The 15,571-nt window shown below is 60.8% G+C and carries 14 protein-coding genes; 4 read left to right on the top strand and 10 right to left on the bottom strand.

What is annotated here, in order from left to right; translation table 11 throughout:
* Window positions 1-16: 16 nt before the first annotated feature.
* The 6 genes from LT42_RS25625 to LT42_RS05055 all read right to left on the bottom strand — a co-directional run bounded on the left by LT42_RS25625 (window position 17) and on the right by LT42_RS05055 (window position 5,387).
* Window positions 17-181, bottom strand: coding sequence for a hypothetical protein (locus LT42_RS25625; protein WP_152597588.1), 165 nt, complete (start codon window positions 179-181; stop codon window positions 17-19).
* A gap of 88 nt (window positions 182-269) precedes the next feature.
* Complete coding sequence (locus LT42_RS05075) at window positions 270-1,226, bottom strand: alpha/beta hydrolase (protein ID WP_037010459.1); 957 nt, start codon at window positions 1,224-1,226, stop codon at window positions 270-272.
* Between the two features lie 126 nt (window positions 1,227-1,352).
* Window positions 1,353-2,375 (bottom strand): transketolase family protein, encoded by a 1,023-nt coding sequence (locus LT42_RS05070; RefSeq protein ID WP_037010458.1) that lies wholly within the window; start codon window positions 2,373-2,375, stop codon window positions 1,353-1,355.
* Window positions 2,372-3,220, bottom strand: a complete 849-nt coding sequence (locus LT42_RS05065; RefSeq protein ID WP_037010457.1) for a transketolase — start codon at window positions 3,218-3,220, stop codon at window positions 2,372-2,374. The genes LT42_RS05070 and LT42_RS05065 overlap by 4 nt, the downstream gene beginning before the upstream one ends.
* Window positions 3,221-3,238: 18 nt before the next feature.
* Window positions 3,239-4,540, bottom strand: coding sequence for an MFS transporter (locus LT42_RS05060; protein WP_037010455.1), 1,302 nt, complete (start codon window positions 4,538-4,540; stop codon window positions 3,239-3,241).
* 97 nt (window positions 4,541-4,637) lie between these two features.
* A complete protein-coding gene (locus LT42_RS05055; protein ID WP_037010453.1) occupies window positions 4,638-5,387 on the bottom strand; it encodes an SDR family NAD(P)-dependent oxidoreductase in 750 nt (249 codons plus the stop codon).
* Window positions 5,388-5,573: 186 nt separating this feature from the next.
* Here LT42_RS05055 and LT42_RS05050 point away from each other — a divergent pair, with 186 nt between their 5' ends.
* Window positions 5,574-6,491, top strand: a complete 918-nt coding sequence (locus LT42_RS05050; RefSeq protein WP_037010451.1) for a LysR substrate-binding domain-containing protein — start codon at window positions 5,574-5,576, stop codon at window positions 6,489-6,491.
* A gap of 175 nt (window positions 6,492-6,666) precedes the next feature.
* Here the strand turns inward: LT42_RS05050 and LT42_RS05045 are convergent, their stop codons facing one another.
* The 4 genes from LT42_RS05045 to LT42_RS05030 all read right to left on the bottom strand — a co-directional run bounded on the left by LT42_RS05045 (window position 6,667) and on the right by LT42_RS05030 (window position 9,535).
* Window positions 6,667-7,596 carry an AEC family transporter gene (locus tag LT42_RS05045; RefSeq protein WP_037010449.1) on the bottom strand — a complete coding sequence of 310 codons (930 nt, stop codon included), beginning with the start codon at window positions 7,594-7,596 and terminating at the stop codon, window positions 6,667-6,669.
* 151 nt (window positions 7,597-7,747) lie between these two features.
* A complete protein-coding gene (locus LT42_RS05040; protein ID WP_037010448.1) occupies window positions 7,748-8,068 on the bottom strand; it encodes an RcnB family protein in 321 nt (106 codons plus the stop codon).
* A gap of 80 nt (window positions 8,069-8,148) precedes the next feature.
* On the bottom strand, window positions 8,149-8,457 hold the full coding sequence (locus LT42_RS05035) for an RcnB family protein (RefSeq protein WP_037010446.1): 309 nt from the start codon (window positions 8,455-8,457) through the stop codon (window positions 8,149-8,151).
* A 220-nt stretch (window positions 8,458-8,677) separates the two neighbouring features.
* Window positions 8,678-9,535: an SDR family oxidoreductase gene (locus LT42_RS05030; protein ID WP_037010444.1), complete on the bottom strand. Its 858-nt coding sequence runs from the start codon at window positions 9,533-9,535 to the stop codon at window positions 8,678-8,680.
* An 81-nt stretch (window positions 9,536-9,616) separates the two neighbouring features.
* On the opposite strand from LT42_RS05030, the gene LT42_RS05025 reads away from it, so the two are divergent.
* The 3 genes from LT42_RS05025 to LT42_RS05015 all read left to right on the top strand — a co-directional run bounded on the left by LT42_RS05025 (window position 9,617) and on the right by LT42_RS05015 (window position 15,526).
* The gene (locus LT42_RS05025; RefSeq protein WP_052075093.1) at window positions 9,617-10,030 is read left to right on the top strand and encodes a winged helix-turn-helix transcriptional regulator; all 414 of its coding nucleotides are present in this window, start codon (window positions 9,617-9,619) and stop codon (window positions 10,028-10,030) included.
* Between the two features lie 343 nt (window positions 10,031-10,373).
* Complete coding sequence (locus LT42_RS05020; RefSeq protein ID WP_037010442.1) at window positions 10,374-15,080, top strand: RHS repeat-associated core domain-containing protein; 4,707 nt, start codon at window positions 10,374-10,376, stop codon at window positions 15,078-15,080.
* Complete coding sequence (locus LT42_RS05015) at window positions 15,077-15,526, top strand: hypothetical protein (protein WP_037010441.1); 450 nt, start codon at window positions 15,077-15,079, stop codon at window positions 15,524-15,526. Before LT42_RS05020 ends, LT42_RS05015 begins: the two co-directional genes overlap by 4 nt.
* Window positions 15,527-15,571: the final 45 nt, after the last annotated feature.

Here is a 15,571-nt window from a genome sequence, read left to right as displayed (position 1 = left end):
CTGAGGGGGCGGCAGGTTATGCCTGTTCGTCCTGCTTGTCCTGCTCGTCATCTTCGTGCTTGAGGGCCGGCTTCATGCCCGGCTGCGGTGCGTGTTCGGCATTCGGCGCGATTTCTTCGCCGTGGTTCTTCTTCTCTTGCTGGACTTTCTTGTCGTGGGCAACGTTACGTGGATCGGTCATAGGGATTTCCTTGATCTGGCAGATGATTCAAAACCCATCGACGCGATACGCACCGGGTAGACCCCGAGCGCCTGGGCAGGGTTTGGAGTCAGCCCGGGGGTGAGCGTTCAGTGCATTTTCGCAGCGCTGCGTTCACGTCCTGCGCGCACTGCTCGGTTTGTCGTCCGGGACAGAGGTCGGACATGTGCGGCACGCCGGGGTAGACGTGCAGCTCGGTGGGCACGCCTGCTCTTGCCAGCGTCAGCGCAAAGGCGACGTCTTCTTCCAGAAACAGGTCCAGCGCGCCCACGCAGATGAAGGTCGGTGGCAAACCCTTGAGGTTCGTGGCCAGGGCAGGCGATAGCAGATACGCCTGTTCATCGTCCATCGGGTGCTCCCCGGTCATGCAGTCCCAGCAGAACCGGTTGGCCTGGCGCGACCAGCTCAGCGTGCCGGTGGCTGGATTGTCCGCTGGTGCCGCCGGGGTGCCGGTTCGGTGATCGAGCATGGGGTAAATCATCACCAGGCCCGCCGGCTGAAATTGACCGCGGTCCCGCACCCATAACGCCAATGCGGCCGCCAGACCGCCGCCTGCGCTGTGGCCCATGATCACGATTCGCGCGGGGTCTATTCCCTGAGCGGATGCTACGAGGCAGAGCCACTCCAGCGCGGTGTGGCAGTCCTCAAGCGGGGCAGGGAAGGGATGCTCCGGCGCCAGTCGGTAGTCCACCGCGACCACCACGGCCTGATGCTCGTGCGCAAGGTTGTCCAGATAGTCGTCAGCCATCTCCGGCTGGCCCAACACGAACCCACCGCCATGCAGGTACAGGATTGCCGGAAGACCGTCTACCTGGGGAGCTGTTTGCGGGCGGTAGATGCATACGCGAACGGGTGGGCTGTCTGTTTTGGCTTCAACCCATGTTTGTTCACACCGGGTCGCCTGTGACGGTTTGAAGCCACTGTGAATGCGCGCTCTGATGGCCGGAAGCGTGTCCAGTGTCCACTCGCTTGCAGGCTCGTCGAGAAAGCATGCATAGGCGGGGTCAAGCAAGTCAGCGACGTTCACCGCGCAGCTCCTTTTCCATGAGGGCAATCACGCCCCTTCTGCATGAATTCCCGGCCCAAGCTTGCCCCACAGGCCTGCGCTGTCAGTGGGACTGGCTTCAGCCGGGAAGAGGCCGGTGTGCTCAACTTACAGCCAGCCCTTTACCTGCGCGCATACCGCTTGGGTTGAGATGCCGTAGCGATCATGCAGCGTCGGCAGCGCGCCGGCATCCAGAAAGGCATCGGGCAGGGCGATCTGCCTGAAGGTCGGCGTGACGCCGTTGCGCAAGAGCACTGTCGCCACGGCCTCGCCCAGTCCGCCAATCACGGAGTGGTTTTCCGCCGTAATGACCAGTCGCCCGGGCTTTCTCGCTTCCTGCAAAATAGTCTGCTCGTCCAGCGGCTTGATGGTCGGCACGTGCAGCACGGCGACGTCCACGCCATCGGCCTGCAGGGCTTTCGCGGCTTCCAGTGCGCGCATGGTCATCAGGCCGGTGGAAAGGATCAGCACGTCGTTGCCGGTGCGCAAGGTCTTGGCTTTGCCGATCTCGAAGGTGTAGCCGTATTCGTCGAGCACCAAGGGAACGTTGCCGCGCAGCAGGCGCATATACACCGGCCCCTGATGCGCCGCGATGGCCGGCACGGCCTGTTCGATTTCCAGCGCATCGCACGGGTCGACGATCATCAGGTTGGGCATGGCGCGGAAGATCGCCAGGTCGTCCGTGGCCTGATGGCTGGGGCCATACCCTGTGGTCAGCCCCGGCAAGCCGCAGACGATTTTGACGTTGAGGTTTTCTTCAGCGATGGCCATGCAAATGAAGTCATACGCCCGACGCGACGCAAACACCGCATACGTCGTTGCGAAAGGCGTGAAGCCCTCGCGGGCCATTCCGGCAGCCGCGCTCATCAGCAGCTGCTCGGCCATGCCCATCTGATAAAAACGATCCGGGTGGGCTTTGGCGAAGATGTGCAGGTCGGTGTATTTGGACAGGTCAGCCGATAACCCGACAATGTCGGCGCGCTGCTCTGCAAGCGCCGCCAGGGCATGGCCGAACGGCGCCGGGCGGGTCGCCTGGCCTTCAGAAGCAATCGAGGCAATCATCGCCGAGGTGGTGAGCTTTTTCTTCGCCACGACCGGGGCCTGCGCCGCGCTGTTAGTGGAAGTATTCATACGGTTTCACCTTGATCGAGATTGTTCAGCGCCAGGTCCCACTCATGTTCGTCCACACGAATGAAGTGAGCCTTCTCGCGGGTTTCCAGGAACGCCACGCCCTTGCCCATTTTGGTGTCGCAGATGATCACCCGCGGTTGCGCGGCGGGGTGGTTGCGCGCCGCGTCGAACGCCTTCACCAGCGCCTCCACGTCGTTGCCGTCCACTCGCTGGGTGAACCAGCCAAACGCCTGCCAGCGGTCGACGATGGGCTCGAACGCCAGGACCTCGCTGGAGCGGCCATCGGCTTGCTGGTTATTGACGTCGACGATGGCGATCAGGTTGTCGAGTTTCCAGTGCGACGCCGACATCACCGCCTCCCACGTCGACCCCTCATTGAGCTCGCCGTCTGACAGCAAGTTGTAAACGAAGGACGCGGACTGCTTGCGCTTTAGCCCCAGACACGCACCAACCGCAATGCCCAGGCCCTGGCCCAGCGAGCCTCCGGTGATCTCCATCCCGGGCGTGTAGGTCGCCATGCCGGACATCGGCAGGCGGCTGTCGTCCGAGCCGTAGGTGTCGAGCTCATCGAGCGGGATGATCTCGGCTTCGATCAAGGCGGCATACAGCGCAATGGCGTAGTGCCCAATCGACAGGTAGAAACGGTCGCGCTGCTCCCATTCCGGGTCATGGGGCTGGTAGTTCATCGCGTGAAAATACGACACCGCGAGCAGGTCGGCGGCGCCCAGTGCCTGGCCGACGTAGCCCTGGCCTTGAACCTGCCCCATGCGCAGGGCGTGGCGACGAATGTTGTGCGCGCGCTGCATCAAGGAAGGGTGCGCGACGGATGATGAAAGGGTAGTCATGTTGATTACTCCGTTGACTCAACGATTGACGGAAGCGGCAGGAATGCGCAGCACCAGGCAGGCGCCAATGCACAGCACTCCGGTGATCAGGTACATGCCGATGGCGCTTGAGCCGGTCGTGGTGGTGATCCAGCCGATCAGGTAGGGCGAGCAGAACCCGGCCAGGTTGGCGAAGCTGTTGATGCCGGCAATGCCCGCCGCTGCGGAGACACCGCCCAGCAACGTGGTCGGCAACATCCAGAACAGGGAAGACGCGGACAGCACGCCAGCGGCCGCAAGGCACAGGCTGAGCACGGAAAAGACCAGGCTGGAGCCGAACACGGCGGCTAGGGTCAGGCCCAGTGCCCCGGCAATCATCGGGCCGACCAGGTGCCAGCGACGTTCCCGGTGTTTGTCGCCGCTGCGACCCATCAGCAACATCGCGAAGATGGCGCACAGGTATGGCAGGCTGGTCAGCAGACCGATGTGCAGCGGTTCGGAGACCCCGGCATTGCGGATCAGCGTCGGCAACCAGAAGGTGATCGCGTACTGGCCCATCACCACGCAGAAATAAATGCACGCCAGCAGCCACAGGCGACGGTCCCTCAGAAACTCCTTCACCGAACCGTGCGTGACCTTGCGGCTGTTGTCCTCTGCAAGCTCCTTGTTGACCAGGGCCTTTTCGTCCTCGGTGAGCCACGTCGCCTGGTGCACGCCGTCCTTCAGGTACGTCAGCACGAACAGGCCCACTATCACCGTCGGGATGGCCTCGATGACGAACATCCACTGCCAGCCTGCCCAGCCATGGAAGCCGGCAAACTTCGCCATGATGAAGCCCGACAGCGGCCCGCCGATCATCCCCGACAGCGGAATGGCGATGAACCAGAGCACGGTCATCTTGGCGCGGCGATAGGAGGGGAACCAGTACGTGAGGTAGAGCAGCAGCCCCGGCGCCAGGCCCGCTTCGGCGATGCCGAGCAGAAAGCGCAGGGCATAGAACTGCCAGGCGGTTTCGACGAAGGCGAAAAGGGCGGAGATGATGCCCCACGAGATCATGATGCGGGCGATCCAGCGCCGCGCGCCGACTTTATGCAGGATCAGGTTGCTGGGGACTTCGCAAAGGAAATAACCGAGGAAGAACATCCCTGCGCCGAGGCCGTAGACCGTTTCACTCAGCGACAAGTCATTCATCATTTGCAGCTTGGCGAAACCGACATTGACCCGGTCCAGGTATGCGCACAGGTAGCACAGCATCAGGAACGGCATCAGCCGCCAGGCGGTTTTGCGGTAGGCGTGAGAACGCACGGTCGAGACCGCATCAAGCGTCATCGTGGTAATCATGAGTGTCTGATCTCTTGTTGTTATAGACCGCCCGACTCGGGCCGGGCGTATCGTCGATACAGAACAGAGCGGGCCGCTGCCGACCCGGCGCATGCTGTCAGTGGATCAGCATGCCGCCGTTGACATCCAGCGTAATACCGGTGAGGTAGGACGACAGGTCGCTGGCCAGAAACAGCGCGGCGTTGGCCACATCCTGAGCCGCGCCCAGGCGGCCGAGCGGGATACCCTCGATGATCGCGTGGCGGCGATCGTCCTCCATCAGGCCGCCGGTGATGTCGGTGTGTATGAGGCCGGGTGCGATGGAGTTGACGCGAATCTGCTCTGCGCCGAATTCCCGAGCCATGGCTTTGCCCAGGCCCAAAACTCCCGCCTTGGCTGCGCTGTAATGCGGCCCGCCGAAAATCCCGCCGCCGCGCTGGGCCGACACCGACGACATGCAGACGATGCTGCCCGAGGCTTGCGCGCGCATGGTCGGGATCACCGCCTGGGACATCAGCAGCGTGCCGCGCAGGCTGACGTCCAGGACCTTGTCGTAGTCAGAGGGGCGAATGTCGAGGGTTTTGATGGGTTGGGTGATGCCTGCGTTGTTGACCAGTACGTCGATACGGCCGAAGTGCTCCACGACCTGAGCCACCGCGCGTTTGACCTGCGCTTCGTCGGCCACGTTGGCAGCCAGACCGAGGTGGCCTTCGCCCAGCGCCGACGCTGCATCACGCGCAGCGGCTTCGTCCAGATCGAGAATGACCACGCGGGCGCCGTGCTTGGCGAATGTGATCGCGGTGGCGCGGCCGATACCGCGTTCGGATGCAGCACCGGTGATGATTGCAACTTTGCCTTGAAGCAGCATGAGAAAGACCTCTGATTGTTTTTATGGGGTCGATTCATCGATCGATGGGGTCAGATTGTTCCGCCCGAGGTGCGCGAGCAATAACGCAACCGTCACTGGTTGATGAAAATAATTCACCTCTCGTCATCAGCCCGGGCAGGTGGTTGAATGGCGTCGGCCCACAAAAACAATCCAGCGGAGCCTTCAATGCAACCTGACGACAGCCCCCTGACGAACCTGCCACCGTTGAGAGCCCTTCAGGCCTTCGAGCAAACCGCGCGGTTCGGCAATCTGGCCCGCGCCGCCGAAGTGCTGGACTTGACGCCCTCGGCCATCAGCCACCAACTGGCGAAACTGGAAGCAATGATCGGCCGTCAGCTGTTCGTGCGGGCGGCACGCGGCGTCACGCTCACGCCGGTGGGCAGGCAATACCTGGCAGACATTTCCGGGCTCTTGCATACCCTGGAAGTGGCAACGGAACGCGCCGCCAGCGACGTCAGCCTGGACTGCCTGAGGCTGCATTCATCCCCCAGTTTCGGATTGTTGTGGCTCATGCCCCGACTGGAAGCCTTTCGTCTGAGCCACCCCGACATCCAGATCAATTTGTCCTGCTCCTACGAGTCACTGCATTTCAGCCGCGACAAAATCGACGTCGATGTTCGCCATGGTCACGCCAACTGGCCGAGCTATGAAGTGCGCACGGTGCGCCATGAAACCTTCGCGGTGCTGGCATCGCCAACCCTCCTGGCACGTCACCCGGTGGCCCATGCGGAAGACCTGTTGACCCGCGAGTTGATCATGTCCGAAGCCACCCTGCTCAAATGGCCGGAGTGGTTCGCGCAGCAGGGGCTTGCCCGCCCCGAGAAACCTTATGCGCTCAGCTTCGACCGCTCCTACATGAGCCTTGAGGCCGCAGGCCACGGGTTGGGATTTGCGCTGGAAAGTACGCTGCTTGCTCACAAATACCTCGCATCCGGCGCTTTGGTGGAGGTTCAACCGCAAGCGTTCAGTGCACCGGTGGCAGCCCATCACCTGGTGTTCCCCAAAGCGCACTCCAGCTTCCCGCGCGTCAGGCGGTTTCTGGAATGGATGGAAGGCGAATTGGGCGACAGCTTCGTGTTCTGATGTGTCGATGATCGCGCTACCCAGCCCAGAAGCGTGAGTTTGCATCGGCTAAAACCAGTCCCGTGCGTTCAGTGGGACCGGCTTCAGCCGGGAAGAGGCCGGTGTGCGCGCCGGACCCCTCTCGCCGTAGCGTCCGTCGCTTGTCTCCCAGCCTCGTTTCGCATGAGTGCATCGCTCAGCTGTTGATGTAGTAGATGCACAGCGACAGCGTCACCAGCGAGCCGAGCGTGGAGACCAAAATCGTGCTCGACACCACGGACGCCTCACGCTTGTAGTATTCAGCCAGCATGAATGGGCCAGTGCCGGTGGGCAGAGCGCTGAGCAGCAGCGCGGAATTGGCCCAGAGCGGCGGTAGGTGGAATACCTTGAAAGCGAGAAACCACGTCAGCAGCGGGTGGGCGATCAGTTTGATCAGCACCAGTAACGTGGTGCCCTCACGGGGCCCTTGTTGTTTATGGGCGAGAAACAGCCCGAGAGAGATCAACGCGCACGGCGTCGTGGCAGCGCCTAGAAGGCTGAGGAATTTGTCCAGCGCCCCCGGCAGCGGCACGCCGGTTCCAGCCCAGCAGGCACCCAGAATCGGCGACACCACCAACGGGTTTTTTGCCAGGGCCAGCAGCACTTTGAGCACGATTCGGTGGACTCGCGCTTCGCTCTGCAGGCCGATTTCAATGCACACCAGGGCGATGCCAAACACCACGCAGACCACCAGCAGCGACGCAATCAGCGCAGGTTCCAGCCCTTCCGGGCCCAACACCATGATGCATAAAGGGATGCCGATGTAGCCGGTATTCGCGTAGGACGCACTGAGCGCATCAATGCTGGCGTCGGCAAAATGCCCGGCCTTTCGGCGCCGCAGCAGCAGGGTCACCACGAACATCGCCATCGTCGACAGGGTGAAGGTCAGTACAAACCCCGGGTGCCAGATTTGTTCCCAGGTGGCGTGGGCTGTGGCGGTGAACAGCAGTGCCGGCAGACACAACCACACGACCATTCGGTTGATCTCGGAGGCGGCGGTCGGACCGAGACGATGGGTGCGGCGACACACGTAACCCACGAGGATGAGCGCGAAGATCGGCAACAGCACATTCAAAACGGAAGACATCGAACCCCGGCCTTAGCACGATAGACGTGAGGCGCAGAGTAGAGGGCGGAATCGTTAGGGTGCAACCTTTCTCATCAGTGAGGGCTGAGCGGTTGTGGCTGATGAAAGGCTTGGGAGAACGGTGCCCGACGGGCGTCGGGCACCGCGTGCGTCACTTGCTGAGCGGCTTGAGTTTGACCGGGGCGATGTCGAGAACCTTGCCGTCCTCCATGTTGATCAGGGCGTATTTGTCGCTGATCTGCACCCACTGAGCACCTTCCTGCGGCGCTTTCAGACCCTTGTCCTGCCAGTCCTTGATGCCAACGCGTTCATCCTTGTACAGATCGTGCGTGGTGTCGCCGACCTTGTACTGTTGATTGGTGTGCTCGGCTTGCACGCTCTTGGTCGCCGGCGTTTGCGCCATTGCCGCCAGGCTGGTGCCGCTCAGGCAGGTGGCCAGGGCCGCGCAGGTCATCAATGTTTTTATGTTCATGGGAAGTCCTTTGGTGATTCTTGTGGATTTCTTTCACGTTGCGCGCCGCCTACACCCGGCGCGCTGGGCACTCGCCCGACCTATTTTTCGATCGGGACGATTTTGGTGATCTGGCCGTTGGTGGTTTGCACTTCGACGTATTTGTCGTTGATGCGCACCCATTGGCTCATTTTGGCCGGTTCTTCCAGACCTTTGGCCTTCCAGTCTTTAAGCGCTGCGGCTGGACGCTGAAACTCCTGTGGCGAACGACTGCCAACCTCAAGCTCACGCATGTTGTCTCTCGACGGCTGGATGGTGGGTTCCGCCGCGGTTGCAGCTTGCGCTGTAAAACTGGCAACGGACACACAACCCAGAATCGCCAGACCGGCAATAAGCGATTTGCTGTTCATTCGAAACTCCTAGGCCAGCGCGTGGTGCGCTGTCATTACTTCGGACCGTTGACAGGGCAAATCATTCAGTGCCGGTGATGGCGTGCTGCCTTGATCCTTGCAACGGGGCTCAAACACGAAGCCCCGCTTGTTGGAGAACTTGCAAGGCTCCGTGGCTAGCATTCGCCGTGACTGAGGCTTTTCTCTGATAGCGCTTTCAAAAGCTGTGAACTCGTCCGGCTTATTGGCCCAGTGCTTCGGCAATGGCGGAGGCGAGAGGGGTGGTGGGTCGACCAATCAGTTGACTCAGTCGCCGGCTGTCGTCAAACAAAGCGCCCTTGGCAGCGGCCGCGTCGGAATCGGCCAGCAGCTGCGCCACGAACTCCGGAAGTCCGGCCTGCAGCAATGCGGCCTTATAGTCCGCTTCCGGGAGATCGATGTAGACGACCGGTTTGCCGGACTGACAAGCGATCTCGGTGGCAAAATCACTCAGCGTGTAGGACTCGTCGCCTGCCAACTCGTACACCTTGCCGCCTTGATCTTCATTCGAGGTCAACACTGCTGCAGCCGCCGCCGCGTAGTCAGCGCGCGATGCGGAACTGATTCGACCCTCGCCAGCGCTGCCGAAATGCGCGCCGTTGGCCAGTGCGTGGGCGACACCGGCCGTGTAGTTTTCGTGGTACCAGCCGTTGCGCAGCACCACCGCTGGAACGCCGGACCGGCCCAGTGCCGCTTCGGTCTGCCGGTGCTCTTCGGCGAGACCCAACGCCGAGTCACTGGCGTGCAAGACGCTCGTATAACCGAGCAGCCTTACCCCTTGGCGTTTTGCTGCATCGATCACCGCCTGATGCTGAGCGAGGCGCTGTCCTACTTCGCTTGAGGAAATCAGCAGGACTTTCTCTGCATCCTTGAATGCACCGTCAAGTGTGGCCGGCTGCGAATAATCGGCCTGACGGACCTGCACGCCCTTGGCTGCGAGGTCGGCGACCTTCTTCGGGTCGCGCACGGCGGCGATGATCTGCGACGCAGGCACTTTCTCCAGCAAACGGGCGATAATCAGACGGCCCAGCTGACCTGATGCACCGGTGATAACGATCATGATGACTCCGAGGGGATGAATGAGCGGCCAGCATAGACGCCGTGCTAACCTTTCGTAAGTACGTACGAAAAGGTAAGTGTCATGAACGATATTTCTTCTCCCTCCGTGGGCAGCATCTCTTTGCTGGAGCGCATCCGCACAGGTGAGGTGTTGGCTCGGGACTGTCCGTCGCGAGACATACTCAACCACGTGTGCAGCCGTTGGGGCGTGCTGGTGCTGGTGGTGTTGCTTGGCGGCATGCACCGCTTCAGCGAGCTGCGACGCAAGATCGGTGGCGTCAGTGAAAAGATGCTGTCGCAGACGCTGCAAAGTCTTGAGCAGGATGGCTTCGTGGACCGCAAGGCGTTGCCGGTGGTGCCCCCGCACGTTGAGTACCGGTTGACGGCGATGGGTGAGGAAGTGGCCTTGCAGATGGACGGCCTGACGACGTGGATCGAGCAGAACCTGCCGCGCATTCTTGAAGCGCGGGAGGGAAGGGTATCGATCACGGAGTGATTGATCACTTTCGCTCAGGGCCGTCGCTGTCGTTTAGCCACGCTGCGCAATGTGTTGCGCGGCTGTTTGGGGCTTACCTGCTCGCCAGCAGGGCGGGGCCTCGGTCGGCGCGCTTCCGACGTGCCTCCCGGGCGGGTGTGCAACGCACTGCGCAGGGGTGCGCAGGCTGTTGCGCATAAGCACGTGTTGCTCCGGGCTGAAATCTGCATTTACGACTGTTCTCGGCTCATAAATCATTGATTTACCTTAGTTAAGTCCTTTCTGGCACACCCCTTGATATCTCCGTCGCCCCCCGGCAGGCATTCACGCCTGCCGGATCGGTTTTCGAGCACGGAGAGCATCCTTGGCAACCCCCGCACCCCAGCCTGCTACGGGCGAAACACGTCCCCCTCAAGTCGCCATCGTTCCCCTTGATCAGATCCAGCTGGAAGACGTCGGGCTGGGCGCGGCCAACGTCGATGCCTGGCTGCAGGAGATCAGCGGCGGCGTCGTGACGCTGGACAGGATCAAGACCGCTGCAGGCGCGCTGCCTGTCGTGGGCAACATCATGGCGCTGGTGGATGCGCTAAACGACATCGTCAGGCTGTCGAGCAGCGAACAGCGCGATCCGCTGGACTGGGTGAGCCTGGGCATCAATCTGATTGGTGTGCTGCCGTTCCCACCGACCATGGCGGCGGCACGCATGACCCTGCGGCCGATGCTGTTTCTGGTGCGTCAGGAGATGCGCCAGGCCGGAAAGTTGGTGTCGGGTGACGGGCTGGTCGAAGTGCTGATCGGGCATCTGAATGCCGACATCGTCGGCACGCTGGATGACTTCGTGACCCAGGCGCAGGCCCGGCTGGGCGGCATTCTGGATGACGCAGGGAAGCTCGGCGAAGAAATGCTGTGCCAGATCGCCCAGGGTCTGGAGACGCTGGTCAACGGCGATCTCGATGCCCAGGCTAATTTGCTGGAAGCGGAGCAGTTGGTCCAGGCGGCTGGCGATCAGTGGGCTTACGACCCCGCGGCGGCGATCGGCAACATCTTCGTGGCGGCGGCCGATGTGTACATCGCTGCTGGTAAGGGGGCGGTTAATAGCGTTGTGGACCATTTGGTGCCCACTACGCTGAAAGAAGAAGTGCTCAGGCAGGCGGCATCTTTGCGGGCCATGGGTGCAGAGCTTCGGGGCCAGATTGCTGGCTTGGCGGATCCTGCGGCTGAGCACTCCATTGGCGCGTTGCTGATGACTCTGGCTGGCGCGGTGGCCAGTTGGCGCTCGCGTAACGGTCATGGGCAGTCGGTCAGTATCAAACCGGGGTTGGTCAGTCAGGCCAAGCGTCGTGGGGGTGAAGGCAGACTGGGCGTTGTCCAGCATGAAGCCGCTGCCAAAGGCCGGCCCAACCCGAAGAAAAACTGCGTGTGCGACTCGACGATTCGCAGCATTAACTTTGCGATGGGGTCGGAATCGGTCGCGCACACCGATTTCAGTCTGCCGGGGCCGTTTCCTGTTGAGTGGACCCGAACGTACTGCTCAAGTCTGGGTGCCTACGACAAGGGGGCCATGGGCGCACGCTGGATCACACCATTTACCACACGGTTTGACTGCGTGGACGATGGCTTGCTGTTCCATGACGCCGACGGGCGCAGCCATGAGTTCACCCTGCCCAAGGTCAAGCTGGTTCACTACAACGCCATCGAAAATCTCACGCTGATCCGCGTCAGCAACGACACGCTGGTGCTGTGCCGAGGGTTTGAGCGCCGGGAAACCTACGTCCGTCGGGGTGAGCGTTTTGTCCTCATCAACATCGTTTTGCGAAGCGGCGCCGGGGCAATGCTGCATTACGAGCATCGGTATGGGGAGCAGGCGGTGTTCTCCGAGGTGGCTACTTATTCCGAAAACGATGTCAGCAAAGTCCATCTGCGCCTCGGCACTCAGATTGACGATTACGGACACCTGACCGGTTTTTGGGAAATCCGCGACGGTGAGGTGAAACGGCAGCTGTGTGCGTACGAATATGATGATTCTAGCGACCTGACGCTTGCTCAGGACGAGAACGGTTCCGCGTGGCGATATCAGTACGAAAATCACCTGATCACCCGTTATACCGACCGCACCCATCGCGGCATGAACCTGCAATGGCAAGGCACGGGCCCCGACGCCAAGGCTGTGCGCGAATGGGCCGACGACGGCAGCTTCGATACGCGGCTGTCTTGGGACAAAAACATCCGCCTGACTGTCGTCACCGATGCTCTCGGCCAAGAGACCCAGCACTTCTACGACAGCCTTGGCTACACCCATCGCATTCGCCATGCCGACGGGCGCTCGGAGTGGTTCTTTCGGGACGACGCCAAGAACATCATTCGCCACGTCCATACCGACGGCACGACCGACCGCTATCGCTACGACCGCCTCAGCAATCTGACCGAACACACCCGCGCTGATCACAGCGTGATGAACTACGCCTACGACGACAAAAGTCAGCTGATCAAAATCAGCGATGGCGAGGGTGGGCTGTGGCGGCGCGACTACGACGACAAGGGCAATCTGGTCGAAGCGGTTGATCCGCTGGAGAACACCACCGAGTACGCCTACAACCCGTTCGGGCTTCCTACGTCGATCAAGGACGCCAACGGCAACACAAAAGCGTTGACCTACAACGACGCCGGACAAATCGTCAGCTACACCGACTGCTCCGGGAAGGTAAGTGCGTGGGAATACGACGAACGCGGGCAGATGGTCTGCTTCACCGACGCTGCCGGACATAAAACCGGGTATTCCTACGCATCAGGCCAGTTGGTGCTGACCAAGCACCCGGATAAGACTGAGGAGCGTTTCAGCCGAGACGCCGAAGGTCGCCTGCTTGCGCACTCCGACGGCCTCGAACGCTGCACCACCTGGCGCTACACCACCGCCGGCTTCATCGCCGAGCGCACCGACGCCGCCGAACAGACCCTGCGCTACCGCTGGGACAAACTCGGTCGTTTGATCGCGCTGGAAAACGAAAACCAAAGCCGCGCGCATTTTCAGTACGACCCCGTCGGGCGACTGCTGGAAGAACGCGGTTTCGACGGCCGCAGCACACGCTATCGCTACGACCCCGAAACCGGCCGCTTGGCCGAGACCGTCAACGGCCAGCGCGCCATCGGGTTGAGCTTCGACCCCATGGGCCGCCTCACCGAGCGTCACGCCACCCTCGGTGATCAATCGCAAAGTGAAACCTTTTCCTACGACGGCAACGGCCAACTGATCAGAGCCACCAACTCGGCCAGTTGCCTGCAATGGTTTCATGACCCGGCTGGAAATCTCGTGCGCGAGCACCAGCACTACCTGAGCCTGGAAAAGCCACTGGTTGCGGTTTGGCAGCACGAATACGACGTGCTGAACAGCCGCGTCGCTACCGTCCGCCCAGACGGCCATCGCGTGAGTTCGTTGACCTACGGCAGCGGCCATCTGCTCGGCATGAAGCTCGATGACCATGAACTGCTCAGCTACGAGCGGGACGATCTGCACCGCGAAGTCGCTCGGCATCAGGGCAACCAGCTCAAGCAAACCCAGCAATGGGACCCTGCGGGACGCCTGCAGGAACAACTGCTCGGCAGCTCAGACGATAAAACCACGCTTATCAAACGTGCTTACACCTACGACGCCGCCGGCCAGCTCACCGACATCAATGACAGTCGCCGTGGGGCCCTCGCTTATAAATACGACCCGGTCAGCCGACTGCTCAGCGCAACAAACCGATTGGGCGGGGAAACCTTCGCCTTCGACCCGGCAAGCAATCTGCTCAACAACACCACGCCCATCCGCCGACCACTCGACCCGGAACCCGCGCGCAACAAACTCATGGACAACCTGCTGCGCGAATACGCCGGCACCCATTACAACTACGACGAACGCGGCAACCAGACCCAGCGCTGGAACGACGGCGCGCGCAGCGACCTGCAATGGGACCTCTTTGATCGGTTGGTGCATTTCCGGGATTCGCGCCTCACCGTCGACTTTGCCTACGATCCGCTCGGACGTCGCCTCTACAAACACTCCAAAGCCCATTACCGACCAAGGCCCGAGGCCGGCACCGGCTGGAACCAAAACGAACATGCCCGCACAGAACGGGAACTGGGCTGCGGCTTCACGCTCTACGGCTGGGACGGCGACACCCTGGCTTGGGAAAGCAGCCCCGCCCGACACCCCGGCGAAACCGGCCGCACCGTGCACTACCTCTTCGAGCCCGGCACCTTCGTCCCGGTGGTTCAAGCGATCCGCCACGCCGCCATCCGCCTGATCAGCCAACCCACCTACCAAGGGCGCTACAACCGGAAAGAAGACCCGCTGTGGACCTACAAACCCACAGCGCAACCCATTGACGTTCTCGCCTGGTACCAATGCGATCACCTCGGCACGCCACAGGAACTCACCGACCAAGACGGCAACACCGCGTGGAGCGCCGAATACAAGGCTTGGGGCCAGGCCCACGAGCAGCGTTCCGAATCCGCCCAAAAGGTCGGCCTGAAAAACCCGATCAGATTCCAGGGCCAATACCATGACCCCGAAACCGGCCTGCACTACAACCGGCATCGGTACTATGATCCGGGGGTTGGCCGGTTTATCAGTAAAGACCCTATCGGTTATCAGGGTGGGCTTAACCTTTACCAATACGTGCCGAATCCGACAGCGTGGTTTGACCCGCTGGGACTTGCCCGTCTAAAGGGGATCACACCGAATAATAAAGGCGCTCGTACAACCGGTGAGGATTGGCCCCTCCCCGAGCCTAAGGTCGGTTACAGCGGAGCGGCGGGTGGAGGCGGTGCGCATCATCCTGTCGTGGAACAACTCTACGCTTCCGTTCCCGAAGATAAGCGCACTGCTCTCTATCACAGTCAATGTGGGGAGGCAGACCTTCTCAGCCTTATTGCGAAGCAACATAACGTTCAGACCGTACCTCAACTGAAAAAACTTGTTAAAGGTGCCACCTTCACCACACTGAGGAATGACGGAAAAGCGTTGCCTTTCTGCCGTTCTTGCACACGAGTAATGAAGGCCCTTGGTATCAAGGATGGAGCATTAATATGATTCATGAGATAGAAGATCTAGAGATGGCAGCACTCGAACAACGGTTCGTTGAGGAGGGATTGTCATACGACACAGTTAGACGTCTTTTTGGAAAGTTCTTGCTAGGGCTGTTTGACAACGGAACATTTTCCAGCATTTTTGACGAGCGAACGCCAAATCTTGTTCCTTATTTAAAAAAAGCGGTCGCTTGCCGAAAAATAGATAGACGCGACCCCGCAATAATAAAGATGATGCATGAACTCTGGGTTTTGCACGACCAGCAATGTGGACCAAACGCCGACCTTTCAAATCTTGCCAGGTGTGTAATTGTCTGCTATGGAACTCAAGAGGAATGGGAAGAAGGAGACTCAACTGAGCCAACAGCGGTATATCTCTACTTGGTCTACTTAAAGAGGGTTATTCCCGGGATTCGCCCGCTTTTAATTGAGTTCTTTACCAAGGATTAGGCTTTGAATAGCGGCCTCTGTATTTTCTGTGATTGCCTAGAAGAC

The organism is Pseudomonas lutea (assembly GCF_000759445.1).
In the GTDB taxonomy this organism is placed as follows: Bacteria; Pseudomonadota; Gammaproteobacteria; order Pseudomonadales; family Pseudomonadaceae; genus Aquipseudomonas; species Aquipseudomonas lutea.
Note: the sequence above shows the minus strand (reverse complement) of the source record. Positions and strands in the feature narration are given on the sequence as shown.